Source organism: Allohahella sp. A8 (assembly GCF_047946665.1).
GTDB lineage: Bacteria > Pseudomonadota > Gammaproteobacteria > Pseudomonadales > Oleiphilaceae > Allohahella.
Genome location: NZ_CP172312.1, coordinates 2,563,605 through 2,589,219, shown reverse-complemented (window position 1 = coordinate 2,589,219; position 25,615 = coordinate 2,563,605). Strand labels below are relative to the sequence as shown.

Sequence of the window (25,615 nt, the reverse complement as noted above, 5' to 3'; positions counted from 1 at the left end):
ATTTTAAAAGGAGATACGAATATGGCAGGAAGCAGTTCCAAACGTATAACCACAGCAGCAGCACTACTGGCAGCGATAGCGCTTGCAGCAGGTGGCACGTGGCTGGCCAACCAGCATATCGAAACAAAAGTAGCTGAAAAAACGCAGCATCTGCAGGCCTTGTATGACGGGAAGTTGACCACCGTTGTCGTGCCCACTACTCATCTGGCGCGAGGGCAGCGGCTTGAGCAGCAGTTCCTGGCCACTCGCGATGTACCTACTGAATGGGTACAAAGTGGTGCAATTACAGCGGCGGATTACAAGGGCGCCCTGGGTCGTGTGTTGGAGTTCGACGCGGATGGCGGCAAGCCGCTGCTGTGGGCGCAGCTTGAGGGCCATAATGTGCCCACGTTCTCAGGTCGCGTAGCCGACGGACAACGCGCAGTTACTATTCCTGTCGACACCATCAGCTCCTTTTCAGGCTTCCTTGAGCCAGATGATCGAATAGACTTGATACTGACTTATAAGCACTGGCGAACGGAAAAAAGCCGACCCTTATTGCAAAACGTCCTCGTCCTTGCCTCAGGTACTCGTGTCGAAGTGGATTCGACCTCCAATGGCGGGGCGTCCCGCCAGGTAAGTACTGTGACGCTTCTCGTTACGCCGGAAGATGCTGAGAGAATCATCCATGCTCAAACAGTTGGCAAAATTACTGCCACGCTTCGGCATCCCAAAGATGGTCTCCCAGTAGCCAATCGTGGAACGACAGCAGCAGACCTGTTCAAGGATCCTGTTCCAACACGCTCAAGCCGTGTCAGTAATCCCCGCCCCGGTATCGAGCTTATCGTTGGGGGTAGCGTGGGCAGTACCAAGCTTTAATTCAAACGGATTTCAGGGAGTTCGCAAGCGTTGGGCCAACAGGCTCTCAGCTTGTGGTCTGACATTGAGTAGTAGTCAGGAATGGATGTCATGGGAAGTTTTTCTAAGGTTGTTATGACCACTCTGGTGGTCGCTATTCTGCCATGGACAGGGACTGTTTCTACTGCAGCAACTGTTGAAAACATGGACTTGTTTGTAGGTGAGATCATCATTCTAGATACCGCCATTCCGAGTAGGGTGGCAATCGGAAGTGGAGATAAGATCAAGGTTGAGTTGCTTGAAAAAGAGGAGCAGCTGCTGATCATAGGCGAGCAGCCTGGGTCTACCTCGCTTCGACTTTGGACGGATGCTGGCGAACAAAAGAACTACAACATTCGAGTGACGGAGCAGGACCCGGAAACACGGGTCCGTCTCGAGACGATGGTCGAATTCAATGTTCAGATCATGGAATTCAGAAAGTCAGCGCTCAAACAGATTGGCATCAATTGGGATGACTCGGTGAGCGGGCCAGTGTTTGCGCTTGCTGCAGATGGCGCCAATACGCCAATTCTTAACAGTAGCAATCTCGGCAGTATCAACGGATTGCCGACCAATCTCTCGGGAATGCATGCGTTCTTTGGAATGAGCGCTCAGCTGGGTTCGCGGATTAATCTGATCGCAGCAACCGGTAACGCGAAAACCTTGGCTGAGCCACGGCTGACTACTCGCAATGGTGGCACTGCAAGCTTTCTTGCAGGCGGAGAAGTGCCGTTCCCGGTCACGAACGCCAACGGTGCGACGAGTGTTGAGTTCAAGCAGTATGGTGTAAAGCTGAATATCAAGCCTTTGGTCAGCCCAGAGGGCCTGATTACCGCATCCATGCAGACGGAAATCAGTCAGATAGACCAGAGTGTCAGCGTGGGGAACGCCCCCGGTTTCATTACACGAAGCACGGAGACCGACATCAACATGCGTTCAGGAGAGACGATGGTGATTTCGGGCTTGTTGAGCAGTGAAGTCAGCGAAGACGCTGACAAAATTCCTTGGCTGGGCGACATTCCTATTCTTGGCGAGCTCTTCAAGTCCTCCAGCTATCGGGATAATAAAAGTGAGCTCGTGATATTCGTAACGCCTTCAATCAAAGCACCTCAGCTTTCGACGCGTGAGGCTGGCCACCAAAAGGGGTGGGCGATCAAACGTGCCGATCTGCTGAAGCTTATCGATGAAGGAGTGATGGACTAATGGTACTCGGCCTGCGTAAGAAGCAGCCGGTCGCCTGGCTGCATTATCAGCATTCAGATGGATCGCGGAAGACTGCGGAAGTGGCGCGTTTCCCATTTCGAATCGGACGTGGCCGCGGCAACGACCTGTCTATAGAAGAGCGTTCCCTCAGTAAACGTCATTGCCAGCTCAGGCTGATCAACGGGGCTCTTTTTCTCGATGATCTGGGCAGTATGGCGGGTTGCTGGTTCAATGATGAAAGAATCGTATCTCATGGCCCTGTGCAGACCAAAGACCAGTTTCGAATCGGTGACCTGAGTTTCACGCTTGAGCTTGCCAAGACACTGCAGCCGGAAGAAATAAGCGGCGATAGATCTGCCTCGAAAACAGCATCAGTAACGTTTGAAGCCGAAACCGAAGGGAACGACGAGGTACGCGGCGAGGCGTCTGGTCAGCATGAAGGCGTAAGCGCAGATAAGGCGCTAGTCGTCCAATCTCAACTTGACGTTGACCTGCTGAGTGAGTGGCAGAATCGGGTCCATGAGCAGCTCATAGAAGAAATGGACTTGCGGCGGAAGAATCTGCACACGATGGCTGATGCTGAGGTGCGCGCCGAAACCGGCCGGATTCTGGATGTCATTCTCGAGCAGTGCAAGAACGAGATTCCGGACACGCTGCCTGCAGCGTTGATTAAAAAGTCTGTGCTCGATGAGGCCGTGGGTTTGGGCCCACTGGAAGACCTGATTGACGATGACAGTGTCACTGAGATCATGGTCAATCACGCCAAGCAGATCTATGTTGAGCGCGACGGGCGTCTCCTTCTGAGCAAACAGGTCTTCTCCGGCGACGCTGCTGTTTTGTCCACTATCGATCGAATCATCACCAAAATCGGTCGGAGAATTGATGAAAGTAGTCCCATGGTTGATGCGCGCTTGCCTGATGGCTCGCGAGTGAATGCCATCATCCCGCCAGTAGCGATCATGGGGCCCTCTATCACCATACGGAAATTCCCCAAGAAGAAACTGCAATTCAGTGACTTGATCAACTATGGTTCCGTCGACGAAAAAATGGTCAATTTTCTGAAGCTCTGTGTGCATCAGAAGCGCAATATCGTGGTGTCTGGCGGAACAGGTACTGGTAAGACCACCTTGTTGAACGTGCTGTCCAACGAGATTCCGCATACGGATAGGGTGGTGACCGTTGAGGACGCTGCAGAGTTACGGCTAACTATGCCCAACCGGGTAGCATTGGAATCTCGTCCCGAGAACGCAGAGGGTCGAGGCAAGATAGCCATTCGTGACCTCGTTAGGAACGCACTCCGTATGCGGCCCGACCGAATTGTCGTGGGTGAGTGTCGCGGTGGGGAAGCGTTGGACATGCTTCAGGCGATGAATACAGGCCATGATGGCTCCTTGACCACGGCCCACGCGAACAGCTCACGAGATGCGCTTTCGAGACTGGAAGTGATGGTGATGATGTCGGGCATGGATCTGCCGATACTGGCTATTCGCGAGCAGATCGCTTCAGCAGTGCAAATCATTGTTCAACAGACGCGATATCCATGCGGATCACGAAAGATCACCGCTGTGTCTGAAATTACGGGGATGGAAAGCGGAACCATCCAGATGCACGATCTCTTCGTCTTTCGCCAGCGAGGCATCGGGAAAGACGGTCGTGTGATGGGCCATTTTGCCCCGACCGGGGTGATTCCAACCTTCTATGAGCATCTAGCTGAGATTGGCGTCGAGGTCGATCGATCGATTTTCCTCACAGCGGATCAGTTAGCTGAGCAGGAGGCTGCGAAAGCTGCGGGGCAGAGCGGCAGTATTGGCAAGAGTTCGCGAACACCTTGGGGAGCCGTCTGATGGACGCGCTGTCGTCGAACATGCTGGTTTACTTCGCCATTATTCTCGGGTTGCTGGTGAGCGGGTATTTGATCACGACTCAGGCCTATAGGGTCTACCAGGGCAGCTTTACCCAGAAGGCGAACACCGAACTCGGAAACATGTACATATTCTGGGATGCGGACAAGCTCTTCTTTCTGAACCTGCTGGCGTTGTGCCTGGTGCCGCTCATTGTCTACCTCTATTCCGACTCATATTTTTATGTCGGCTTGAGCGTTGTAATGCTGATCGTTTTGCCTCGTCTGCTTTACTTGCGAATGCGAAAAAAGCGTCTCCAGACTTTCGAAATGTCACTCCCGGACGCCCTTGCGCAAATGGCGGGTTCCATGCGCGCGGGTGCTACGTTTATCGGTTCTCTTGAACATATGGTTCAGGAAACCCGAGGACCAATTCAGCAGGAGTTTACGTTGTTCCTGCAAGAGCTTCGCCTGGGTATCGGCACCGATCTGGCGATGCAGAAACTGACTAAACGCGTGCCGTCAGAAAACCTGCTGATAATGGCTTCTGCCACGCTGATTGCGAAGGATCTTGGAGGCAATCTCGCGGAGGTGTACGGCCGCCTGTCGGACACGTTGCGCCAGAAGATCACGATGGAGGCGAAAATAGATGCGCTTACATCACAGGGTCGAATGCAAGGCTGGGTCGTCGGAATGCTGCCTTTCGCCATCATTCTGATTTTGCAGTCTATGGAGCCTGAGTCCATGCAGTATCTGACAACAGGACTGCTCGGATGGGTTTTCCTCGGAATTATTATTCTGATGGAAATTCTCGGACTCTTGATGATACGCAAGATTATTACGATTGATGTATAAGCCAGTGCACGGTTACGCAAGGAGCGCGGGATGAGTATTCACTGGGTAACGCTAATTTTCGGCGTGGTCATTCTGCTGGCATTTTATTGGGCTTATGCGACCTTTACCGAGGTGCCCGAAGAAGAGCGAGCGTATCTTGATCGTCCACCAATCGGATACCGACTGACCTGGCCGTTGATTCGGGTTCTGATGTACTACTTTGGCGGTCTGCTGGGAATCGGCTACCGCCAGCGCTTGCTGAAGCGTCTGAGAAAAGCGGGGGTCGAGTATATCCTCAGCCCCGACCATTTCTTCTTTAGCAAAATCGCCGCGATTTTGATTGCAGGACTCTTTGGTTGGTTACTTGGCAACACGCTCGAGCTTTCGCCTTGGGTTTTCATAACGCCTCTGGCAGCCATCGGCTTTTTCTATCCCGATATATGGTTGAGCGAAACGATTCGAACCCGTGAAAAGCAGCTGTTTCGAGCGTTACCTTTCTACCTCGACGTCATAACACTTACCGTGGAGTCAGGCGCAAGCTTTACCGTAGCCCTCTCTCAGGCAAGTGAGCATGCACCGCGCAGCCCTCTGAAATATGAGTTTGACCGGGTGCTCCGCGATGTGAGGGCAGGTAAACCTCGAGCCCACTCTCTACGGCGTATGGCCGAACGTGTAGACATGCCAGCCATCTACAGTTTCGTCAGTTCAGTCGTTCAGGCCGAAAAGACTGGCGCGAACCTGGGCCCGGTGCTGCGTGCGCAATCAGACCAGCGCCGGACGGAGCGTTTCACCAGGGCCGAAAAGCTCGCCATGGAGGCGCCTGTGAAAATGCTTGGGCCACTGATTCTGTTTATTTTTCCGAACACCTTTGCTGTGCTCGGTTTCGTCATCATTACCAAGGCCATTTTGGCCAACGTCTTGCCCGGTGCTTTACAGGGGCCGCTCGAATGGGCGCTGTATTGGCCAGCAACTAATGTTTAGCAGGAGAAGTTGTATGCAACCATGGAAAGGCTTGTCTATCGGCGCGTTGATTAGTATTGCACTCGTGGGATGCAACAACGATGACGCTCAACAGCAGGTGCGGGTTGGGAGCGGCGTAAGCCTTGATCCGGCCAGCATAGATTGGGAAGTGCAGGGAAGTTATGACGCGGACGGTAACTGCCTCATTAACCCTGGCCACTATAACGACACCTATCTAACCGCTCGGGTGGTGAATGAAGAAGGTGCTCCGTTGGGCGGTATCGATTTGCGGGTGACCGCGGACCTGACTGGTAATAGCTATACCGGCTTCCATGTCATTCAAGTCTATAGCGACGCCAATGGTAATGGCGTCGCTGATCCTTCAGAACTCGTGCTAGGCCCAGGGATGCCAGCCTACGACACGCGGACAGGGCGATACACCGGCGAAATTAACCTCATCGCGCGCGTAAACCTCTCATGTACGTTCAAAGGCAATATATTCGTAGCAGGCACGCCCGGTGGCGCGGCGACGTCAGTATCGGTTACCGCTGAGCCGCCGCCGGATGCGACTGAGGAGCCCATAGATCCCGTGACTGGAACGGAAGATCCAGGAGCAGGTACTGATACCGAAGGTGAAGCCGATCCGGCTACTGGCGCTGAAGGTGAAACCGATGGCGTCTAGCTTGATCATTCGAGAAGCGGATACCTTTTTCGGTAGGCTCCGTGGCCTCATGGGCAAGGCATCACTGCCTGAAGGCGAGGCACTCATGTTTACGCCCTGCAGCAGCGTTCATACGTTTTTCATGCGCTTCGCTATCGATGTGGTTTATCTCGATAAAGAGCGGCGCATTGTGAAAATCTGTGAGCAGCTTAAGCCCTGGCGTATGAGTCTCTGTTTCGGCGCCCGCTCGGTGGTGGAGTTGAATGCAGGTAAGGTCGGTGAATTGGGCTGGCGAGTTGGAATGCAGCCAGAGGAAGTTTTGAAATGTATGTAAAGCAAAGCATATCTCTTTTGATCATCGTGATGAGCTTGCTCAGCGGTTGTTCCCAATTGTCCTCCAAGTCAGAGGCTGATGAAGCCGAGTTGGCTGCATATGCACAGGGACAGGCCGTACTCGATCTCACCGTCAAAGCTGATGAAGCCTACTATCGCCGAGACTGGGTCAAGGCCGAAGGCTTGTATCGCGAGGCGACTAAACTTGATGCCGGCCAAGCCTATCTCTGGTTTCGTCTAGGCAACGTTTTGATGTATCAAACACGGATGAGCGAAGCGCGCGAAGCCTATACAGAGGCCATCAATCGCGATCAGGGTTTTGCCAAGGCATGGAATAACCTCGCAACCGCCCACCTGCTTGAAGCGAGAGAAGCCTTGGTTTATCTCCACGACAGGCTTCAGCCTGGGGATCCTGCGACCAAACAGTTGGCTGTGAGACTCGGCCTGCTCGACAAGGTCCTCGATCAGGCTATGGCAGATATACCAGCGCTCTCAGCACAATAAGAACAGTTAGAATTCGCACCGGCCAGAAAGGCCGTATGAGCAGTACGCAGCACAGGACGCAGTACAATGCAGTCAAACAGGGATGTCACACGCGGCACCAGCGCAGCCAGGTCTCTGGCTGCCCGAAAGTCAGCTTCTCCTAACCACATCCGGCTCAATCGCCATCAGCGGCAACGGCTTCAGTCTGGCTTCGGCAGACATTTTGGAAGTCGGGGTGCAGGCGTTATCGAGTTCTGGGTCGCCTGTCTTGCCCTTCTGCCTCTGGTGCTTGGTGGCACACAGGCTGCGCTCGTCTACAACGCAAAAACCATCCTCAATCAGGCTACATTTGAAGCCGCCAGAATCGGCGCTGTTCAGCATGGCGTGCCAGCACCCATGCAGGAAGAGCTCGCTAGGCGGATGGCAAGCCTGTATGGCCCAACCCAGGACCATACAAGCTTCACGCAGGCCTATGCAAAAGCGCTCGTCGACATCAATACGCCCGCGCTTCCCGGCCAGCGCATCGGTTCAGGTACCCAACTGCGTGTTCTCAACCCGACTCAAGAGGCTTTTCAGGATTTTGGCTCAGAGATTGACGGTCAAAAACAGATTCCGAACCATCACCTGAAACGGCGCGGGACCGAGGTTGGTAGTCGCTCCAAGGTCAATATTCAGGATGCGAACCTCCTCAAAATAGAAGTGACCTACGGCTACAAGCTCAGCGTTCCCATCATTGCGCCGCTCATTGGCGCTGTTATGCAGGTGGCCGATCCTGCCAACGCGAATTTCTATAAAGCCGACCCAGTGCGCCTGCCAATCAAGGCTTCCGCTTTGGTCCGTATGCACTCGAATCCCTTCCTGACGGCAGCGAACGTATCGGCCAACAACGTTCTCGATGGTGGCGGTGACGGCGGTATTGGGGATGGCGATGGCTACGGCCCGTTGCCGGGCGGCATTGATAACCCTGACGACGACGGCGGTAATGCCGGCTATAACCCTGGCGATGGCCCGAGTATAGATCCTGACGATGACGGCGGGGATACCGGTGGCGGTCAGATTCCAGGCGATGGTGGCAATGGCGCCGATCCAGGCGTCTGTGAAGCTATTGAGCCGGAAGCCTCTGTTGCACCGGCCAGCCTCAGTTTCGATGCCCAGCCTGCTGCTTTTGCGCCGGCGGCAGTTGGTCTGCAAGATCCAGTTCTCAAGCAGCTGTTCGGCCCCACTTCGGGTGCAGATAAGGCAGCCTCAGGCACAGGCAATAGCGGGGGACAAGGAGGGTCAGGTGCAAAGAAACCTGCCAAGGTAGCTTCTACCCCGATGCCAATGATGCTAATGAGCGCCGACGCACCTCTAGAGGCCACTTCAGGTCAAAGTAGCATTCCGGGTATTTTGCAGCCGCCGCCGAGCCCCTCCGACGGAGGGCCGCAGCAATGTGTCGATACGCCGCCTTCGCACCCAGGTGACAACATTGTTCCGCCAGGAACTATTCCCATTGGCACGCCTCCACCGATAGACACCTTTGATCGCTCCGTTTGCAAACATGTTACAGACTGGGACCAAGCAAAGGAAATAGTCGAAAATGGTACTAAGGACGAGCAGATCGACTTGGCGTGGGAGCTATTGGAGGCAGCGAAGGAGGGATTTGTAGATCAGTGGACAGATATAACTAAACTTTGGGACCAGGCCGTAGGGAAGTTTAATCAGGAGGTTACTGAGGCTACTGAAGACCCCTGGGGCTATCTAATCGACACGTTGAAATTCGTCGTGATTGACCACCACCCGAGCAACCTTTTGGCCCAGCAGATTGGCAACCTCGCAACGTCAATGCAGAAAGTTTCTGATCTATGGCAGGCGCGGGAAGAGATCATAGCCTCTGGCATGGCTGGCCTTGAAAGCTTAATAGCTCCTTTCAAGTGCGGTCCTGGCGATACGATTCGAGCAATTACGTATCACGTGGATCCCATGTATCTGGTTCCAGGAGGCTTGGGGGCTAAAGGTCTTGTAGCGGTCAACAAGTTACGGAACGCAATCAACCTTCCGGAATTCAAGGTTCCTAATGGGAACGGATCAGACGTTCCTAGTCCTCCGGTAGGCCCTTTGAAGGCAGGCCGTGACTCGGACGGGGATGGCCTCGACGATAATACTGGCCTTCGTTGTAAAACCTCTGCGCAGGCAAGCTTCACGGCGGGTACGCTAATAGCTACGCCTGACGGTCTGCGACCGATAGAGAATTTGAAAGTTGGAGATATTGTTTGGTCTCGCTCAGATCATGATTTCGTTGATAAGCCCCAAGCCATCGCAGAAACTTTTAATAGAAAAGCTGAAGGCTATTGGCTCCTGACACTTGAGACCGGCGCCACGCTTAAAGTAACTGCCGAACACCCTCTATGGCAGCAGGGCTCCGGTTGGGTAGAGGCTAGAGAGTTCCAAGAGTATGCGCCAGTAGCGACGACAGCTGACGACCTGCTGATAGTTAAGAAGGAATTCGTCGCCGCACCTGTGAAGGTGTTCAATTTTAGCGTCCATGAGACGCCAAGCTATTTTGCAGGTCATGACAAGGTATGGGTTCACAATGCGGGGGGAGCTTCTAGCCTAAACGATTGCCCCGTAGATTTCTCCGGCTTCTATCCCGGTGGCCTCACCCGGGAAGAGGCAATTTCACTCATTGGCAAAGCGGGCTATTCTATTGCTGATTACGACAAATATATTGCACGTAAACGAAAGCAGGGGACTGAGCCGAAAGATCCCACCGAGTATGGGAAAAGCAGGGACTATTTCGAAAAGAACTCGCCAATTGCTAGAGGTAATAAATTTAATGAGAAGGCTCGTGACAGCGATTGGTATCAATTTCATGAGATACATTTGGCGAACGGGAAACGCCTAGATTCGTACGATCCAGAAAAGGGTCTTATAGTTTCGCGTAAGGCTACGGATTTAGATGATATTACAGAAGCCTCCTTCCGTAATTACCTGAAAGAACTCAACGTGAAATATCCAGCAGGCATGGTTATAAGATCAGATAAATATAAAGATGAACTCGATGGAAAGGTGCTAACTGGGAAGCAAGTGCTAGAGCTGCCAGATTCCAACTTGTCGTCGCCAAATATCGAGCGCTACCGTGAAATAGCGCGAGAGTATAATATAGAACTAATTTTCAAGCCGGAGTAGGTATGCACACCGAAGGAGACCATAAATTTCTGAAGGCGTTAGAGAGCATCGATTTTCTGAATCGCTATAAAAGCATTTCTGACAATTACCAGTTTGAAATGAGTGATCGGCTCCATCCACAAGATCCAAAGATTGTTGGCGAGATCCTCAAGCGTCTTAGTTACGAGGCTAAATATTTCAAACGCGAGCGTTTTTTTCAGCTGTGGGCCTCAGGCAGCTCATATAACGCTGCATTAAACCTGAATTTAAGAATGAGCCTTGATCTGGGGCGACTCGATCTCCTGTTAGCTCCTGTCATAGATGGCAATGTCTATGGCGGCTCGATCCATTTCTACCCCAAGCGTTTCGGACTTGATCCTATACCCCGTCCCGGGTTTCGATGTTATCAAGAGTTCGAAGAGGTCTTCGGAAGATTGATTGTGGTGGTGGAAGATATGCAGCAGGTTTTATTGCCTATTGCAGACATAAAGGATTAAAAGTAATGAGCACAAGCCTTTATTACAAAGCAGAATTCGAGCATCCTCTTTCCGCTAATGCAAAGAATCTTGCAGTCAAAATTTTAGCTGTTGCTAACCAGCATGAATTAGCAAAGCTGGCTTGTAAAAAAGGTGGTGAAGGAATCTCATTTTATCCTATTAATTCGCTAAAAAAAATTGAAGGTTCTACGAAGTTGCCACATCACCTATTTGAAGAAGATATTGATGATTACATATGTGTTTTCGAACACTGGACTGACACACTTGCTGCTCTCCGGCTCGCGCTGCCGCATGCGCTATGGTCGGTGCAGCTTGACGCAGACGAGTTACTGTTCAATGCTGTCAAAGGCCAGTATGAAGTCCCTGCAAAATGAGTAGCAACTCCTTGATCAAGTGGCTAGCCGCAATAACTGAGTTCATCAGATTCCCAAGGTTTAGCGTTATAATTATACTCGGCGTCTATTGTCTAGGATTGATAACAGCAGGTTCTGTCTCTGCCAGGCCTCGCGACTGGGAGCCTGCACTACGCACGCTGGAGTATCATACGCTTCCTGAGTTTGGTGTTCGTATTGCCGTTGACATCGCTCCACGGTGGAGGGTGAATGTTCAGCCGAATGTAAAAGGCAAGTATCCCGTAGTGGTGGTTAGCAGTCCCGCCAACTATACGCCATTCGCGGAAATGCATTTTATTCCATTTTGGGATGTGAAAATGCAAAGTCTTGGGGTTAGCGTGGATGAGGGCGCGGTCATATTTCTGCGTGAGATGGCTGAAAAATACAAAATTGATCGCTCTGCGGTAAATCTGGACAATCTAGAAAAAGCAGATTTCGGATCCTTGAGTGGATACTCCGTTATCGTGGAAAGCCGTGAGGAGAAAGGAACGGATATGCAGTTCTTTCTTGGGTCAGGTACACTTCCCTCAGCTGTGGGTGTAGAAGACACCTTCAGGCATGGTGATCTTTCCAAGGCACGCCGTGGAGATGGTAATGGAATTATTTTTATCGCCGTCATCGCCCAATCTGGCCGGCTGCAAGATCTACGGCATGTTATTAGGCGAAGTTGGTCCAATTCTGGGTACCTATACTAAGCAGGATCCGTAGCTGTTATTTTTTTATCTCTTAGGCGGCGTACTCTGGACTTAGACTGTTCTCTAGCGCGATCCTTGCCGCCTCCTGGCATGGACCTGTAGACCTTCCTCAATGTAAAGTCGATACGTGCGCTTCTTGTTAGTCACCAGCCCTTCAGCCTTAAGAATATTATGCAGCCGAACATAGCCAAAGTCCGGTCGCTGAGTAGCCAGCGCCTTGAGCCGAGCCTTCAGCAAGGCCTCATTATTCTCGACCTTTGCTTTATAGTAAAATCCTGTGCGGCTTATGCCCGCTAATCTGAAAGCTGAACGTTTGCTCACATGATGCTCGTCGATCAAGTGAGCAGCGATCTGCCTTCGATTGGCGGGCGTTACCACTTTTTTGCACAAACATCCTTCATCGCTTCAAGTTCGACTGTCCGTTCAGACAGCATCTTTTTAAGCTTCCTGTTCTCTGCCTCGAGTTCCTGCAGTCGCCATATTTCTTTTACCCCTAGTTGCGCATATTTGCGCCGCCAGCTGTAAAGTGTGGCGCGACTTATTCCCAGCTGTTCGCAGATTGTTCCGGATTCAGTCCCAGATGCGTAGTCCTCTAAAGCTCTAACGATCTGTTCTTCGGTGTACCGCTTCGTCACACTAGGTTCTCCTCATTGCTAGGTTAACCGGAAACTTCTCGATCTCGTTGCGCCGGAGTGAGTTGAGGTGGTCAAGAATACTCCCTCTAGTGGCGAGTTGAACGGGGAAAAATACTGAGAATTCAGCATATTGACGATTTGTAGAAACAACGCTGTTGGGTTATAACAATACTTATCAGCACTACAAGGAACCAATCTATCTTTTACTTAAGCGGGGTTGGTCTCGCAGTTGGACATCGATTCCTGCTGGAAAAGGATTGTCGCCTCAATCCTCCAGGGTCGCGATTGATCACGCGCCGGTTTGCTTTAATTACGCTCAGGGTGCACGTCAAATGGCTTAACCGCAACGACAGTTTCCCGTGCTCTCCGGGATGTCGCACCACTTACGGCAGGTGTCGCGGCTACTAGACATTCCATGCGGCGCAGCCATGCTGATATCCTTCAACACCAGTTGAGTGTACTAAAACTAATCTGATTGATCTGTGATCACGAGCAGATTCAGGTAGCAGAGACATAACCAGTACTCCATCTAATTCTAACCTATTTATTTTAGCAAATGTGCGAGGGACCAGAGACTTTGATAGGATGCCATCCCCCTTTGAAGAACTGCAGCGGCCTACTTATCCAACTGCCCAGCCGACTAATGCCGAGGTCCTCCCATGAAGCCAATAAACTATCGAACCTTCGCTACAGCCTCTTTGCTAATCATACTTGCACTCTCGCCCCTCGCCAACGCCGTAGAATGCAAAGGCAACTTCCGCTCACCGAACGCCTATCCCGCCGCCATGCAGCCGACGCTTGACAAGATGATCGCCAATGGCCAACAGGCGGATGCGGAGGACCTGTTGCCCAGGTTGTCCCTGAACCCTGAGGCAAAGACCTTCGAGATGATGTTCTTTGGCACTCACAAGGGGACAGGTCCGTACACTGTCGAGGGTGATCGCATTGTCATGAACGCTGACCCCGAGTCGAAAAAAGGCGACATGATGGAAGGCACTGTGAATGCCGACTGTTCGGCAATCGAACTGGACTTCGGCGAGGCCAACAAGGTGAAGCTTATGAAGCTGCCAGAGTGAAGTGGCTGCCGGAGTAAGGTGTGGTAACCGCGAGTTAATGAGGCGGCTTCAATTAGTTGAGTGTAAACTGGTTTAACATAAGTGGTGGCAGCCTCGTCCAGTTGGATCCTTACAATGAAGCGGTTCCTGATAGTGCTCATTGCACTGATATACTCGACTGCGATCGCCGCCGGTGTGGCGCCTGCTGATCCTTCTGATGATCAGATCACAGTGCTGACAACCGACTTCCCGCCGTATTCGTTTTTGAGCGATAACAAACTCACCGGCCTCTCGACCGAAATCGTCACGGCGGTACTTGCAAAGGCTAATATCCAGACGGATGAGTTCAAGATCTATCCCTGGGCCAGAGCTTTCACGCTTGCAAAGGCGGGCAAGCATATCCTGATCTATTCAATAGCCAGGTCACCGCAGCGCGAATCGCAATTCCAATGGGTTGGCCCATTGGCCCCATATCAGGTCAACCTCTACAAGCTCAAGAGCAGAGTGGATATCGACATCAACGACATCGAGCAGGCGAAGCACTATAAGGTTGGTGGCGAGTACCAGGACATCAAGCAGCTTTACCTAAAGGCGGCAGGCTTCAAGGAGGATTGGAATATTGAGCTTGTGAGGACGGCAGACCTGAATATACGCAAACTGTTTGCTGGCCGAATCGATCTTCTGCCGGTCAGCGAGACCAACCTGCCTTACATCCTGAGAGCAGAGGGCTTTCAGCTCGATGACGTAGAGAAGGTACTGGAGCTGGACGAAATTTCGAATCCGCTCTACATGGCGTTCAGTCTGGACGTATCACCAGAAGTGGTGGAACGGGCCAGACTGGCGCTCAAGGAACTGAGGGAGGGGGGCGTGATTCAGGAAATCTATGATGCTTACATGAAATAGAACGGACTCAGTAGCCTCGCCAGAACCGCTGTTTCCAGTCCTGCACACGTCCATTTTTGATCTCTACACCTTCTTCTACCAGCCGCCGCACCTGTTCATGATACTTCTTCGTCTCCTGGGCGAACGCGACCTGTCCGCCGGTACGAACGACCCTGTGCCACGGCAGGCCGTCCACCTCCCCAAGAATGCGCCCGACGAAGCGCGCCAGCCCCGGCTGCTGCGACAGACGCGCAACTTCACCATAGCTGCACACGCGGCCGGGCGGGATGGCCATCACCGTTGCGAAGATGGCCTGGCGGCGTTCATCCTCAGACCCGGATGCCACCATCTACCTCGATGACGCGTCCAGTGAGGTAATCGTTCTCGATGATGAAGGCGATGGTCTTCGCGATCTCATCAGGCTGACCCATGCGCTGCAGCGGAATCTGGCTCGTCATTTTCTGCAGGGCCTCGGGCTTCATGGAGCGGATCATATCGGTTTCGATAAAGCCCGGTGCCACGGCCATGGAACGGATGTTGTACCGCGCCAGCTCCTTCGCCCAGGTCACCGACATCGCCGCGACGCCAGCCTTGGCGGCTGAATAATTGCTCTGACCGATATTTCCGGCGCGGGAGACGCTCGAGATATTGATGATGACGCCAGGTCGCTTGGCATTGATCATATGCGTCGCGGCTTCACGCCCGCAGAGGAAGACGCCAGTCAGGTTCACGTCGATGACCATCTGCCACTCAGCCAGAGACATGCGCTTGACGATCTCGCCATCCTTCGCCTTGATCAGCATGCCATCACGCAGCACACCCGCATTGTTCACAAGGCAGTCAATGTGACCGAAGTAATCGACCACGGCGCCGAACACTGACTCGACTTCGCTCTCAGAAGCGACATTGCACTTGAAGGTGGCGACGTCCATGGCACCCGCTTCGCGGCACTGCTTCGCGGTTTCCGTGAGGCCGTCTTCATTGACGTCCAGCAGAGCCAGCTTGGCTTTCCGAGAGGCCAGGTACAGCGCCATTGAGCGCCCAAGACCAGCGCCACCGCCGGTAATCACAACTACACAATCGTTCGCATTCATAATCAACACACCTGTCTGCACTGCCGACTTGTTGTCAGCAGTTCTTGAATCGATAGCTCGGCCAGGTATGGTATGCTATCTCCCTTCTTCCAACCAGTTCGGCCCGAAACTCATGAGTCGCCTGTTATTTCTTATTCCGGTTATTGCCATTATCGAGCTCATCGTCCTAGTCAATGTTGGGCAGGTGATCGGTCTCGGCCCCACCATCCTTATCATTATTGCAACCGGTGTCACTGGCGCCTGGCTACTCCGTCGCCAGGGTACGCAGATACTCGCGCAGGTGCAGATGAAAGCGGCAGCCGGTGAGATGCCGGCCAGGGAGCTCGTTGAGGGGCTGCTGATGCTGATAGGCGGCATCCTGTTGATGACGCCCGGCTTCGTGACCGATGCTTGCGGTCTCTTCCTGATTCTGCCGCCAACACGGGCCATGCTGATTGCCGGTGTGAGCAAGCGACTCGCTGGTGCTGCGGTGACCCGCTACAGCACCTTCGGCGGCGCCAAGGGACCGTTTGGCAAGAGTCAGGGTCCTTTCAATAGCGGCCAGGGCCCTTTCGGTGCAGGTGGCTTTGGCCAGCGCCCGGATGGTAATCCCTTCGGCAGCGGGCCGGCTGCCAATGAAGATCATGTTCGCCCCTCCAGTTCAGAATCCGGCTCAGGCCGCGTCATCGAAGGTGAGTTCACCGAGATCGATAAAAAGTAAAAATTTTTCCTCTCCGCCCGTTGAATTCCTGACGGGCAGCCCCACATTCAGTTCACATCGCCACTGCAGTGCGTCCCGGATATTGCCGGACACCGCGGTCGTGGCACGTAACATCAGTAAAAATCTGGTTTTTTCGAATTGGGAGAGTCTCTGAGATGAAAATTCGTCCGCTTCACGATCGTGTGGTCGTTCGCCGTAACGAAGAAGAAACAAAATCTGCCGGCGGTATTGTGTTGCCAGGAAGTGCTGCAGAAAAGCCGCAGCAGGGCGAGGTTCTTGCTGTTGGTGAAGGCCGGATCCTGACCAACGGTGACGTGCGTCCTTGCAGTGTAAAAGCCGGTGACAAGGTCATGTTCGGTCAGTACTCAGGCAGCACCGTCAAGGTCGACGGCGAAGAGCTTCTCATCATGAATGAGAGCGATATCTTCGGCGTTATCGAAGGTTAATCACCGAAGGTTAATCAGCGAAGGTTAATCGGCGAGGCTTAATCAGCGAACCCTGATACCGGCCACTGTGCCAGCAAACCTCAGGCTCACGATCAAATAAACAATTTCTGAAGGATTAATTGAAATGGCTGCTAAAGAAATCAAATTCGGCGAAACCGCCCGTAAGCGCATGGTCGCAGGTGTCAACATCCTGGCGGATGCGGTTAAAGTTACCCTGGGCCCTAAAGGCCGTAACGTCATCCTCGACAAGTCGTATGGCGCACCTACCGTCACTAAAGACGGCGTTTCTGTTGCCAAGGAAATCGAACTGAAAGACAAGTTCGAGAACATGGGCGCACAGATGGTCAAGGAAGTCGCTTCCAGAACCAACGACGAAGCTGGCGACGGTACTACCACTGCAACTGTTCTCACTCAGGCCATCCTGAACGAAGGCCTCAAGGCCGTTGCTGCTGGCATGAACCCAATGGACCTCAAGCGCGGCATCGACAAGGCCGTGAAGCAGGCCGTTGAAGAAATCCGTTCACTGGCCAAGCCATGTGCAGACAGCAAGGCAATTGCCCAGGTTGGTACTATTTCTGCCAACAGCGACAATCGCATTGGTCAGCTGATTGCTGACGCGATGGAAAAAGTTGGCAAGGAAGGCGTGATCACCGTTGAAGAAGGCACTGGCCTCGAAGACGAACTCGAAGTCGTTGAAGGCATGCAGTTCGACCGTGGCTACCTGTCGCCTTACTTCATCAACAACCAGGAGAACATGAGCGCTGAAGTCGAAGAGCCGCTGGTTCTGCTGGTAGACAAGAAGATCAGCAACATCCGTGAGATGCTGCCTGTTCTCGAAGCTGTCGCCAAGGCAGGCAAGCCGCTCCTGGTCATCAGTGAAGACCTCGAAGGCGAAGCGCTGGCGACTCTGGTTGTCAACAACATGCGCGGCATCGTCAAAGTTGCTGCTGTGAAGGCCCCTGGCTTCGGCGACCGTCGCAAGGAAATGCTGCAGGACATCGCCATCCTCACCGGCGGTACTGTCATCTCTGAAGAAGTTGGTCTGTCTCTCGAGAACGCCACCCTTGACGACCTCGGTCGTGCCAAGCGTGCCGTGATCACCAAGGAAAACACCACCATCATCGATGGTGCAGGCGCGAAGAACGATATCGATGCGCGTGTTGGTCAGATCCGCAAGCAGATTGAAGACACCACTTCAGACTACGACCGTGAGAAGTTGCAGGAGCGCGTTGCCAAGCTGGCAGGCGGTGTTGCAGTCATCAAGGTTGGCGCTGTAACTGAAACTGAAATGAAAGAGAAGAAGGCTCGCGTAGAAGACGCGCTGCACTCTACTCGTGCTGCAGTTGAAGAAGGCGTAGTACCTGGCGGCGGCGTTGCACTGTTGCGCGCATTGCAGGGTCTCGAAGGCCTGAAGGGCGACAACGATGATCAGACCGTCGGCATTAACCTGCTGCGCAAGGCCATGGAAGCGCCACTGCGTCAGATCGTTACTAACGCTGGTGGCGAAGCCTCAGTCGTTATCGACAAGATCAAGCAGAACAAGGGTGCCTACGGCTACAATGCTGCCTCTGAAGAATACGGCGACATGCTGGAAATGGGTATCCTGGATCCAGCCAAAGTCACCCGTACTGCACTGCAGTCTGCGGCTTCCATCGCCAGCCTCATGATCACTACCGAGTGTATGATCGCTGATGAGCCAGCTGACGAGAAGGGCGGCGGCATGCCAGATATGGGCGGCATGGGTGGAATGGGCGGCATGGGCGGCATGATGTAAAGCCCTCGCTTCCCAGCGAAATATCGACAGGCTTACGCATATGTAAGCCTCAAGATGAGAAGAGCCTCGCATCCCTATGGTTGCGAGGCTTTTTTATGAGCAGTTAAATGTGAATTCACTGCTATGCTTTTGCTATGATGCGTCGCTTTCGTGGCTGCGAAACAGAGTAGCGCCAATGTCGTTCAATGGATTAATGCCTTTTTCATGAGAATCTTTCTCGCTATCGCATCGGTGCTGCTGGTATCGCTCATTTTCATCACGAGCGCGCTCGTTCATATGCCGGCAGCCGTGATGTGGGATATGGTCAGCAAGACTGCGGATTTGCGATCGATGCCCGTTCAGCCGCAGCAGCTCTCGGGTACTATCTGGGATGGTGCTGCGCTGGCTGTTGTGCAGCAGACCGGCGAGCGGGTACTTATAGATTGGAAGCTCTCCGTCAGTAGTCTGCTGTTTGGCGACGAATTTGTGCAGACCCAGGTCAGAACCCGCGGTATCGACCTCACTGTCGGAGCGACCACGACTGCCTCTGTGGCAGACCTGAATGTTAGCGGAAGTATCGATCTTGACCTGTTCAAGCCAATTTTGTCGCAGAACCGTCTACAGGTCGGTGGTTTGGTTGATGTAAGAAATGTTCAGGCACGTTACGATTTCAATAACGAACAACTATTAAGCGCCGATGGAAATTTATACTGGCCCGGCGGCCGTGTAAGCTATCCAGTGGGTGCGAATGACCAGACTGCAGATATTCCTGCCCTGCGCGGTGATCTCGGTCAGACCAGCGGGCAGCCATCGCTCGATCTCGTGCTGAACGATACGGGCGCCAAGCTCCTGTCGGCAGTGCTCGAGCCGGGGATGACGCTGGCCTTGCAGGTTCGCAAGCGTATGCTGGATGTGGCCGGTGCGCCGTACAGTGATCGAGCTGATGCGGATGCGATTGTGTTCCGGCTGAAACAGCCGCTGGTGAGGCCTTAGTTATGGCGACAAGTCGCTTGTTGGCTCTCGGCGCAGGGGCACGGAATTTTTTGACGAATATTCTACTGTGGACCGCCATCGTGCTCTTCGTATGGCTGCTTGGAAAGTGGATTTGGCCAGTGCTTTATCCAGACGCATTCAGACCTTTGGTCGCGAACTTTGAGCAGGGTCGCGGTGGCACTGAAACAATTAAGGCAAACTATGCCGCCTGGAATCTGTTCGGCCGCAAGCCCGCTGGCGAAGTTCGCCAGGAAATGGCGCAGGTCGAGGTGCCGGAGACCAGCATGCAGCTCGATCTGCATGGCGTCGTAGTAGGGCTCGATAGCCGAAGCAGCGGCGCGATAATTTCGGAACGGAATGCTGAGGCGAATTACTATAGGATGGATGAGGAATTGCCAGGGGGCGTAGTACTGGCTGCTGTTTATGATGATCGAGTATTGCTCGATCGAAACGGCGTCATGGAAACCCTTTCCTTCGATAAGGGCGCGACGATCAAGACTATGGCACGCCCTCAGGTTGCGGCCAAACCTGCGTCGAGCAATTCGGGCGCACCGCTGCCGCAGTCGCCGGAAGAGTTTCTCAGCATGGCTGAGCAGCAGCTGGCAGAAGATGCGCCAGCCGCGCTTGCCTCTGTCGGGCTTGAGCCTGCAGCCGCTGGCGGCGCCGCAGAGGGCTATCGTTTTACTGGCGGCAATCCGATGTTGCGATCGCTGAACCTGCGGGCGGGCGATGTGATCCGCTCAATAAATGGTCATGTGCTGGGTAATGTTCAGGAAGACAGGCGCATGATGAAGGAATTCCACCAGAGCGGAATGCTCGAAGTGGAAGTGGAACGCGATGGAGCTGTGTTCTCAATAAGCTATCCTATACCGTAAGCTAGGCGGTTTGGTGCGGGCAGCACTCAGCTGATGAATTTGAATCGACCACTTTTATAAGCAGAACTATATGTCCAGGATGATAAGATCACCTCTGCAGCCGGTTTCGACAGGCCTGACCGGCGAAACCGGTCAAGACCGCTGCTTGAATGCAGACCGTTTTCTTGCAAGCAGACATGCTTCGAGCGGTGTGAAGCGGCTCGTGAGTGCCGTGGCCATGAGCGCCTTGCTTGGCGTAGGTGCCCAGGTAGTCGCTGCCCCACCGGCTGGCGATCAGAACGCTGCAGCCAACGAAAGCCAGGAGCAGACCTGGAAGATCAATCTGAAGGACGCGGACATCCGCGCCTTCATCACCCAGATCGCAGACATCACTGGCTACAGTTTTGTCATCAATCCCAGGGTCAAGGCCAAAGTCACTGTCATCTCAAATACGCCGATGAACAGGGAGGAAGTCTACGAGATGTTCCTCTCGGTACTGAACGTACATGGCTTCAGTGCTATTCCTGGCGAAGATGTCATCAAGATCGTGCTGGAGAACGAAGCCAAGCAGGGCGCAGCCAACCTGGATCGTTTCAAGAAGGTCCCGGCCGATCAGCTCGTGACCCAGGTCATTGAAGTCAAGAATGCCAACGCGCTGGAGCTGGTGCCCATTCTGCGCCCGATGGTGGCTAAGTACGGTCACCTCGCGGGTGTCGCGGCCTCCAATGCCCTCATCATTAGTGACCACGTTAACAACATCAATCGCATCCGCTCTCTGGTTCGCGAGCTCGATAGTCCGGCTGATTACAAGCTCGAGGTTATCCAGCTCCAGGAAGCCTGGGTCGGTGATCTCGTCAAGCTACTCGAGCAACTGGCGCCTACTGAGCTCGGCAAGGCTGGTGCTGGTAAAGGCGGGCCTGGTGGCAAGTTCAGTGTCGTCGCCGACGAGCGCAGTAACCGCCTGATCGTCAAGGGCGATGATGTCTTCAGAGACAAGGTCCGTGATCTCGTCGCCAAGCTGGATCAGCCGGCCGCTGTTTCCGGTGCGACCAAGGTCATCAATCTCCGTAATGCCGACGCCGAGAAGCTTGCAGAGCTGCTCAAGGGCATCATGGGTGATATCGAGAAGAACGTCAGTAAAGGTGGCGAGGGTGGCGCACCGGGTGGCGGCGGTGGTAGCCAGTCAACCAAGGTCAGCATCTATGCTGATGAAGGTCTGAACGCGCTCGTGGTTCGTGCAGAACCATCGATGATGACTGAAATTGAAGCCATCGTGGAGCAGCTCGATGTTCGTCGTGCTCAGGTACTCATTGAAGCGGCTATCGTGGAAATAAGTGACGGTCTGAGTCGTGCGCTTGGCGTACAGCTTGCCGCAGGTGCCAATAACGTTCCTGCCGCCATCACCAACTTCTCAAATGGCGGTGTTTCTGCAGCCACGGTGATCGGCGCGATTATTTCCGACACGGGCACAATTCCCGGTGTCCCGGATGGCGCTGCCATTGCCTTCGGTGAGAAGAAAGACGACGGCAAGGTATGGGGTGCGCTCATACAGGCGCTTGCTACCAGTGGACAGGCCAAGCTGCTCAGTACACCGAGCATCATCACCATGGACAACCAGGAGTCCGAGATCGTTGTGGGTCAGAACGTACCATTCCGAACCGGCTCGACTTCAACCGGTACCGATGGCCTTTCGAATCCCTTCACCACGATCGAGCGGCAGGATGTCGGTCTGACCCTGCGAGTCACGCCGAGCATCAGTGATGGTGAGCTTGTCCGACTGGAAATCGAGCAGGAGTCTTCGTCTATCGCGCCTTCGAATGAAGCGGCGAGCGACATTATCACCAACAAGCGCGAAATCAAGACCTCGGTTCTGGCAGACAATCTTGAAACCATCGTACTCGGTGGTCTCATCAGCGAGAACTATCGCTTCAGCGAAGCCAAGGTGCCACTGCTGGGTGATATACCCTTGATCGGGGCGCTGTTCCGTACCACGACGAGAAACAAGGAAAAGGCCAACCTTATGGTCTTCCTTCGGCCTACCATCCTGCGCAATAAGGGTGAGGCCAAGACTATCGTAGAAGATCGCTACAACAGGCTGTGGAAGCTGAATCTGGACCTCAAGGCACAGACTGAGGGTGAAGAGGCAGTTGGAGAGCTTGTGCGGCCAGAGGTTGAGTCACTCTTCCTTGGCAATCCGCTTGAAGATCGTTCGAAGTCGAAAAAGGACCCGGTGCTCATCAAGCCAGATCAGGAACCGAAAGTACTGTAAATGAAAAGCCGGCATTGCCGGCTTTTTTCATGTCAGGGTAGTGATATCAGGCTTGAGGAGAAGGCCGGATGATCCGGCACGTGTGGCAGGCAGAGCTTCAGTTTCTTCATCAGCTCAGCATAGTCACTGGCTACGATATTGATATGACCAACCTTGCGACCGGGCCGCTCGGATTTACCATAGAGATGCAGGTGCGTGTCGGTGAGCGTCAGGACGGCGGCTGTATCGGCCTCCTGGCCGATGAGGTTCACCATGCAGCTTACACCTATCGCGCCGGTATCGCCGAGTGGCAGGCCTGATACTGCTCGCAGGTGGTTCTCGAACTGGCTCGTGTGGGCACCATTCTGTGTCCAGTGACCTGAGTTGTGCACTCTCGGTGCCATTTCGTTCGCCATCAACGAGCCGTTTACCTCGAACAGCTCGAGCGCCAGCACGCCAACATAATCCAGGTGGTTCAGCAGGCGCTCAGCATAATCGCTCGCCCTGACAAAGGTTTCGCTACTACAGTCGGGGGCAGGGGCTATGGTGTACCTGAGGATGCCCTCGCAATGAATATTCTCCATGAGAGGGTAGGTGGCAGTCGTGCCATCCTCCGCTCGCACTGCAATGATGGAAAGTTCGCGCTGGAAGGGAATGAAGGCTTCGGCAATCAACTGTCGCTCCCCCAAGGTCCGCCAGACATCCGCAATGTCGGCAGCGTCACGTAATACCGCCTGACCCTTGCCATCATAGCCCTCTGTCGTGGACTTGAGCACGCAGGGCAGGCCAAGCGCCTCGACTGCCTGCTCGAGATCCGTCTGCGAGTCGATGACCCTGAACGGCGCTGTCGGAATGTTCAGTGACTCGAAGGTCTGTTTCTCAAGCACCCGATTCTGGCAAATGCGTAGCGCCTTCACGCCAGGATAGAGCGGTTTGGTAGCCGCGACCTGGTTCGCAAGGTCAAGCGGTAGATGTTCAAACTCGTAGGTCACCACATCAACATCGTTGATGAAGTCACTCAGGGGCGCCAGGCTGTTGTCAGGATCGCTATAAATTTTGCCCAGTCCGGCCGATGGTGCGCCTGAGGTGTCGTAAAACGCGAATTGCATGCCAAGCGGTATGCCTTCCAGCGCCATCATTCGTCCAAGCTGGCCTGCGCCCAGTACGCCGACCTTCAGTCCGGTAGTGCGATTGCGGCTGCGCGCGGCCTTTTTCATGAGGATTGGCCTGGCTGAGCATCGAGATCAAGCCGAGGGTCACTGCCCCTCGACACGGTTTCGGTCTGCTGCTGACGGAACTCATCGATGTGCCTGCGCACACTGTCGTCGTGCAGGCTGATGATCTGGGCTGCCAACAGCCCGGCATTGCTCGCACCGGCCTGACCAATGGCGAGCGTGCCTACGGCGATGCCCGCAGGCATCTGCACGATTGATAGGAGTGAATCGAGTCCATTAAGGGTCTTTGACTTCACCGGCACGCCGAGTACTGGCAGGGGCGTGTGCGCAGCAACCATGCCTGGCAGGTGGGCTGCACCGCCGGCGCCGGCGATAATCACCATCAGGCCGCGCTCGCGGGCCTGTGTAGCATACTCGGTGAGTCTATGAGGGGTGCGATGCGCAGAGACCACCTCGACTTCGTGAGCGACCCCGAGTCTGGTCAGCATTTCTGAGGCATGGATCATAGTGGGCCAGTCTGATCTGGAGCCCATGATAATTCCGACCCGCGCCTGTTTGGATTCGCTCATGAATGATGTCTACCGGCAAATTGAAAACCGTGCAGTCTATCTACGGCGGCCATCGAGTGCAATAAGCATGGATTTCGACCGCTACCTTAGCGACAATGAAATCAGACTCGAAACCACGCTTCCTCAAGCCGCTTGATGGAGCAGCCTCATGAATTCTGGAGACCCATGGAACCACTCAAACCCGACTTCGATGAACTCGACAGGCCCGGCACTGGCAGAGGCAAGGCGACTGTGCAGCGCGGCACCGGTGAGCACCACCGTACTGACGACAACGCTGCTGACGATAGCAGCATGAGAGCAGGTCGCGACAGCTATGCGGCATCGGGTGGGCATGGAGCGGGCTATGGAGGGCGAGCGCAGCCTGCGCAGGCAGCCAAAGGGTCTGGTAGCACCTGGCTGCTCTGGCTGCTCCTGTTGGCGCTGGCAGCCGGTGGTGGCTATGTTCTCTACCTGCAGCAGCAGATCGTAGACAACCTGCAGGATGAGCTGACTACTGCACAGACGCTGGCGGATGAAAGTCAGAAGCTCGCCGGTGAACTCGAAGGCCAGCTCAGCCAGACTGATGCAACCTTGGCACAAAGCGGCAACGAAATGGCCCGGGCGCTGAAGAAGATGGACGCCCAGTTGCGCAAGCTTGAAAAATCCACAGCGGCGGAGACTGCCGAAGCTGCGAAGAAGCTGGCTGCCCTGGAAAAAAGCAATGCCGTTCTGGTGCAGAAGCAGCTTGCCCTGGATGCGCAACTCGGGACAGCCAACAAGGCCATCGAACAGCACACTCGGAGTCTCTCGACCCTCAGCCAGCTTTCGGAGGACATCCTCGCCGAGCAGAATGCCCTGAGTGCCACTACAACGGCACTCGAGACGCGCCTTGGCAAAGTTGATGAGGCAGTGGCGCAGATGGCCGAGCAGGCGGGAGCGGCGACTCAGGAGCGTCTGGCTGCCATCACGGGCAAGATTGAACAAGTGGACAAGGGGCTGTCGCAGTTGCAGTCCTCGGTAGCACAGCAGGGCGATCAGCTCGTGGAGGCACGTAAGCTCGCGCAGAGTGCCTCCAGAGCGGCCTCGCGTGAAGTGGTCACGCCAGAAACCATGAAGTCCCTGCAGCAGCAGGTGGACTCAATCGACGCTGCGAGACAGCAGCTGGTGCAGCGTTTTGTGGCAGTAGACAGGCGTTTGAATGAGCTGGCGCTGCAGCTCAATCTCATGTCTTCACAATAATTTAAATTAAGTGAGGATTAGGTGTTGACAGAGGTGGGTCCTCTCTTTAATATTCGCGGCCTCAAACGTGCA

At 54.1% G+C, this 25,615-nt stretch carries 27 protein-coding genes; 21 read left to right on the top strand and 6 right to left on the bottom strand.

Annotation, left to right across the window (positions count from 1 at the left end; translation table 11 throughout):
- The first annotated feature begins 21 nt into the window (after nt 1-21).
- The 12 genes from cpaB (at nt 22) to ACH3PB_RS11550 (ending at nt 11,921) form a co-directional block, all read left to right on the top strand.
- The gene (cpaB, locus tag ACH3PB_RS11605) at nt 22-858 is read left to right on the top strand and encodes a Flp pilus assembly protein CpaB (RefSeq protein WP_416394994.1); all 837 of its coding nucleotides are present in this window, start codon (nt 22-24) and stop codon (nt 856-858) included.
- 90 nt (nt 859-948) lie between these two features.
- On the top strand, nt 949-2,079 hold the full coding sequence (locus ACH3PB_RS11600; RefSeq protein ID WP_416394992.1) for a type II and III secretion system protein family protein: 1,131 nt from the start codon (nt 949-951) through the stop codon (nt 2,077-2,079).
- Entirely contained in the window at nt 2,079-3,923 is a 1,845-nt protein-coding gene (locus ACH3PB_RS11595) for an ATPase, T2SS/T4P/T4SS family (RefSeq protein WP_416394990.1), read from the top strand. The genes ACH3PB_RS11600 and ACH3PB_RS11595 overlap by 1 nt, the downstream gene beginning before the upstream one ends.
- A complete protein-coding gene (locus ACH3PB_RS11590) occupies nt 3,923-4,774 on the top strand; it encodes a type II secretion system F family protein (protein ID WP_416394988.1) in 852 nt (283 codons plus the stop codon). Before ACH3PB_RS11595 ends, ACH3PB_RS11590 begins: the two co-directional genes overlap by 1 nt.
- A 30-nt stretch (nt 4,775-4,804) precedes the next feature.
- On the top strand, nt 4,805-5,734 hold the full coding sequence (locus ACH3PB_RS11585; RefSeq protein ID WP_416394986.1) for a type II secretion system F family protein: 930 nt from the start codon (nt 4,805-4,807) through the stop codon (nt 5,732-5,734).
- Nucleotides 5,735-5,747: 13 nt separating this feature from the next.
- Nucleotides 5,748-6,395 carry a hypothetical protein gene (locus ACH3PB_RS11580; protein WP_416394984.1) on the top strand — a complete coding sequence of 216 codons (648 nt, stop codon included), beginning with the start codon at nt 5,748-5,750 and terminating at the stop codon, nt 6,393-6,395.
- Nucleotides 6,385-6,708 (top strand): DUF192 domain-containing protein, encoded by a 324-nt coding sequence (locus ACH3PB_RS11575; RefSeq protein ID WP_416394982.1) that lies wholly within the window; start codon nt 6,385-6,387, stop codon nt 6,706-6,708. Before ACH3PB_RS11580 ends, ACH3PB_RS11575 begins: the two co-directional genes overlap by 11 nt.
- Complete coding sequence (locus tag ACH3PB_RS11570) at nt 6,699-7,211, top strand: tetratricopeptide repeat protein (protein WP_416394980.1); 513 nt, start codon at nt 6,699-6,701, stop codon at nt 7,209-7,211. Before ACH3PB_RS11575 ends, ACH3PB_RS11570 begins: the two co-directional genes overlap by 10 nt.
- 66 nt (nt 7,212-7,277) lie before the next feature.
- The gene (locus tag ACH3PB_RS11565) at nt 7,278-10,358 is read left to right on the top strand and encodes a polymorphic toxin-type HINT domain-containing protein (protein WP_416394978.1); all 3,081 of its coding nucleotides are present in this window, start codon (nt 7,278-7,280) and stop codon (nt 10,356-10,358) included.
- A 2-nt stretch (nt 10,359-10,360) separates the two neighbouring features.
- Nucleotides 10,361-10,834 carry a hypothetical protein gene (locus ACH3PB_RS11560; RefSeq protein WP_416394976.1) on the top strand — a complete coding sequence of 158 codons (474 nt, stop codon included), beginning with the start codon at nt 10,361-10,363 and terminating at the stop codon, nt 10,832-10,834.
- Between the two features lie 5 nt (nt 10,835-10,839).
- Nucleotides 10,840-11,208 carry a hypothetical protein gene (locus ACH3PB_RS11555; protein WP_416394975.1) on the top strand — a complete coding sequence of 123 codons (369 nt, stop codon included), beginning with the start codon at nt 10,840-10,842 and terminating at the stop codon, nt 11,206-11,208.
- A 224-nt stretch (nt 11,209-11,432) separates the two neighbouring features.
- A complete protein-coding gene (locus tag ACH3PB_RS11550) occupies nt 11,433-11,921 on the top strand; it encodes a hypothetical protein (RefSeq protein ID WP_416394973.1) in 489 nt (162 codons plus the stop codon).
- 63 nt (nt 11,922-11,984) lie between these two features.
- Here ACH3PB_RS11550 and ACH3PB_RS11545 read toward each other — a convergent pair whose 3' ends face one another.
- Both ACH3PB_RS11545 and ACH3PB_RS11540 read right to left on the bottom strand, forming a co-directional pair.
- On the bottom strand, nt 11,985-12,242 hold the full coding sequence (locus ACH3PB_RS11545; RefSeq protein WP_416394971.1) for an IS3 family transposase: 258 nt from the start codon (nt 12,240-12,242) through the stop codon (nt 11,985-11,987).
- Between the two features lie 50 nt (nt 12,243-12,292).
- On the bottom strand, nt 12,293-12,556 hold the full coding sequence (locus ACH3PB_RS11540; protein ID WP_416394969.1) for a transposase: 264 nt from the start codon (nt 12,554-12,556) through the stop codon (nt 12,293-12,295).
- A gap of 659 nt (nt 12,557-13,215) precedes the next feature.
- On the opposite strand from ACH3PB_RS11540, the gene ACH3PB_RS11535 reads away from it, so the two are divergent.
- Together ACH3PB_RS11535 and ACH3PB_RS11530 are read left to right on the top strand one after the other, a co-directional pair.
- Nucleotides 13,216-13,632, top strand: coding sequence for a hypothetical protein (locus tag ACH3PB_RS11535; protein ID WP_416394968.1), 417 nt, complete (start codon nt 13,216-13,218; stop codon nt 13,630-13,632).
- A 114-nt stretch (nt 13,633-13,746) separates the two neighbouring features.
- Nucleotides 13,747-14,514, top strand: coding sequence for a substrate-binding periplasmic protein (locus tag ACH3PB_RS11530; protein WP_416394966.1), 768 nt, complete (start codon nt 13,747-13,749; stop codon nt 14,512-14,514).
- A 7-nt stretch (nt 14,515-14,521) separates the two neighbouring features.
- Here the strand turns inward: ACH3PB_RS11530 and ACH3PB_RS11525 are convergent, their stop codons facing one another.
- Both ACH3PB_RS11525 and ACH3PB_RS11520 read right to left on the bottom strand, forming a co-directional pair.
- A complete protein-coding gene (locus ACH3PB_RS11525; RefSeq protein ID WP_416394964.1) occupies nt 14,522-14,839 on the bottom strand; it encodes an MGMT family protein in 318 nt (105 codons plus the stop codon).
- Nucleotides 14,823-15,587 carry an SDR family oxidoreductase gene (locus tag ACH3PB_RS11520; RefSeq protein WP_416394962.1) on the bottom strand — a complete coding sequence of 255 codons (765 nt, stop codon included), beginning with the start codon at nt 15,585-15,587 and terminating at the stop codon, nt 14,823-14,825. Before ACH3PB_RS11520 ends, ACH3PB_RS11525 begins: the two co-directional genes overlap by 17 nt.
- A gap of 112 nt (nt 15,588-15,699) precedes the next feature.
- On the opposite strand from ACH3PB_RS11520, the gene ACH3PB_RS11515 reads away from it, so the two are divergent.
- The 6 genes from ACH3PB_RS11515 to gspD all read left to right on the top strand — a co-directional run bounded on the left by ACH3PB_RS11515 (nt 15,700) and on the right by gspD (nt 22,602).
- The gene (locus ACH3PB_RS11515) at nt 15,700-16,287 is read left to right on the top strand and encodes an FxsA family protein (protein WP_416394960.1); all 588 of its coding nucleotides are present in this window, start codon (nt 15,700-15,702) and stop codon (nt 16,285-16,287) included.
- Nucleotides 16,288-16,442: 155 nt separating this feature from the next.
- A complete protein-coding gene (locus tag ACH3PB_RS11510) occupies nt 16,443-16,733 on the top strand; it encodes a co-chaperone GroES (RefSeq protein ID WP_416394959.1) in 291 nt (96 codons plus the stop codon).
- A 124-nt stretch (nt 16,734-16,857) separates the two neighbouring features.
- On the top strand, nt 16,858-18,507 hold the full coding sequence (groL, locus tag ACH3PB_RS11505) for a chaperonin GroEL (RefSeq protein WP_416394957.1): 1,650 nt from the start codon (nt 16,858-16,860) through the stop codon (nt 18,505-18,507).
- Between the two features lie 204 nt (nt 18,508-18,711).
- Nucleotides 18,712-19,479 carry a type II secretion system protein N gene (gspN, locus tag ACH3PB_RS11500; protein ID WP_416394955.1) on the top strand — a complete coding sequence of 256 codons (768 nt, stop codon included), beginning with the start codon at nt 18,712-18,714 and terminating at the stop codon, nt 19,477-19,479.
- Between the two features lie 50 nt (nt 19,480-19,529).
- The gene (locus tag ACH3PB_RS11495) at nt 19,530-20,354 is read left to right on the top strand and encodes a type II secretion system protein N (RefSeq protein WP_416394953.1); all 825 of its coding nucleotides are present in this window, start codon (nt 19,530-19,532) and stop codon (nt 20,352-20,354) included.
- 145 nt (nt 20,355-20,499) lie between these two features.
- A complete protein-coding gene (gene gspD, locus ACH3PB_RS11490) occupies nt 20,500-22,602 on the top strand; it encodes a type II secretion system secretin GspD (protein ID WP_416394952.1) in 2,103 nt (700 codons plus the stop codon).
- A gap of 32 nt (nt 22,603-22,634) precedes the next feature.
- Here the strand turns inward: gspD and ACH3PB_RS11485 are convergent, their stop codons facing one another.
- Both ACH3PB_RS11485 and purE read right to left on the bottom strand, forming a co-directional pair.
- The gene (locus ACH3PB_RS11485; RefSeq protein WP_416394950.1) at nt 22,635-23,798 is read right to left on the bottom strand and encodes a 5-(carboxyamino)imidazole ribonucleotide synthase; all 1,164 of its coding nucleotides are present in this window, start codon (nt 23,796-23,798) and stop codon (nt 22,635-22,637) included.
- Nucleotides 23,795-24,325, bottom strand: coding sequence for a 5-(carboxyamino)imidazole ribonucleotide mutase (gene purE, locus ACH3PB_RS11480; RefSeq protein WP_416394949.1), 531 nt, complete (start codon nt 24,323-24,325; stop codon nt 23,795-23,797). Before purE ends, ACH3PB_RS11485 begins: the two co-directional genes overlap by 4 nt.
- Before the next feature lie 165 nt (nt 24,326-24,490).
- On the opposite strand from purE, the gene ACH3PB_RS11475 reads away from it, so the two are divergent.
- Entirely contained in the window at nt 24,491-25,543 is a 1,053-nt protein-coding gene (locus tag ACH3PB_RS11475; protein WP_416394947.1) for a hypothetical protein, read from the top strand.
- The last annotated feature ends 72 nt before the right edge of the window (nt 25,544-25,615 follow it).

Excerpts from the sequence above, each read along its gene's own strand:
- cpaB (WP_416394994.1), top strand. The coding sequence starts at position 22 with ATGGCAGGAAGCAGTTCCAAACGTATAACCACAGCAGCAGCACTACTG.
- ACH3PB_RS11600 (WP_416394992.1), top strand. The coding sequence starts at position 949 with ATGGGAAGTTTTTCTAAGGTTGTTATGACCACTCTGGTGGTCGCTATT.
- ACH3PB_RS11595 (WP_416394990.1), top strand. The coding sequence starts at position 2,079 with ATGGTACTCGGCCTGCGTAAGAAGCAGCCGGTCGCCTGGCTGCATTAT.
- ACH3PB_RS11590 (WP_416394988.1), top strand. The coding sequence starts at position 3,923 with ATGGACGCGCTGTCGTCGAACATGCTGGTTTACTTCGCCATTATTCTC.
- ACH3PB_RS11585 (WP_416394986.1), top strand. The coding sequence starts at position 4,805 with ATGAGTATTCACTGGGTAACGCTAATTTTCGGCGTGGTCATTCTGCTG.
- ACH3PB_RS11580 (WP_416394984.1), top strand. The coding sequence starts at position 5,748 with ATGCAACCATGGAAAGGCTTGTCTATCGGCGCGTTGATTAGTATTGCA.
- ACH3PB_RS11575 (WP_416394982.1), top strand. The coding sequence starts at position 6,385 with ATGGCGTCTAGCTTGATCATTCGAGAAGCGGATACCTTTTTCGGTAGG.
- ACH3PB_RS11570 (WP_416394980.1), top strand. The coding sequence starts at position 6,699 with ATGTATGTAAAGCAAAGCATATCTCTTTTGATCATCGTGATGAGCTTG.
- ACH3PB_RS11565 (WP_416394978.1), top strand. The coding sequence starts at position 7,278 with ATGCAGTCAAACAGGGATGTCACACGCGGCACCAGCGCAGCCAGGTCT.
- ACH3PB_RS11560 (WP_416394976.1), top strand. The coding sequence starts at position 10,361 with ATGCACACCGAAGGAGACCATAAATTTCTGAAGGCGTTAGAGAGCATC.
- ACH3PB_RS11555 (WP_416394975.1), top strand. The coding sequence starts at position 10,840 with ATGAGCACAAGCCTTTATTACAAAGCAGAATTCGAGCATCCTCTTTCC.
- ACH3PB_RS11535 (WP_416394968.1), top strand. The coding sequence starts at position 13,216 with ATGAAGCCAATAAACTATCGAACCTTCGCTACAGCCTCTTTGCTAATC.
- ACH3PB_RS11530 (WP_416394966.1), top strand. The coding sequence starts at position 13,747 with ATGAAGCGGTTCCTGATAGTGCTCATTGCACTGATATACTCGACTGCG.
- ACH3PB_RS11520 (WP_416394962.1), bottom strand. The coding sequence starts at position 15,587 with ATGAATGCGAACGATTGTGTAGTTGTGATTACCGGCGGTGGCGCTGGT.
- ACH3PB_RS11515 (WP_416394960.1), top strand. The coding sequence starts at position 15,700 with ATGAGTCGCCTGTTATTTCTTATTCCGGTTATTGCCATTATCGAGCTC.
- ACH3PB_RS11510 (WP_416394959.1), top strand. The coding sequence starts at position 16,443 with ATGAAAATTCGTCCGCTTCACGATCGTGTGGTCGTTCGCCGTAACGAA.
- groL (WP_416394957.1), top strand. The coding sequence starts at position 16,858 with ATGGCTGCTAAAGAAATCAAATTCGGCGAAACCGCCCGTAAGCGCATG.
- gspN (WP_416394955.1), top strand. The coding sequence starts at position 18,712 with ATGAGAATCTTTCTCGCTATCGCATCGGTGCTGCTGGTATCGCTCATT.
- ACH3PB_RS11485 (WP_416394950.1), bottom strand. The coding sequence starts at position 23,798 with ATGAAAAAGGCCGCGCGCAGCCGCAATCGCACTACCGGACTGAAGGTC.
- purE (WP_416394949.1), bottom strand. The coding sequence starts at position 24,325 with ATGAGCGAATCCAAACAGGCGCGGGTCGGAATTATCATGGGCTCCAGA.
- ACH3PB_RS11475 (WP_416394947.1), top strand. The coding sequence starts at position 24,491 with ATGGAACCACTCAAACCCGACTTCGATGAACTCGACAGGCCCGGCACT.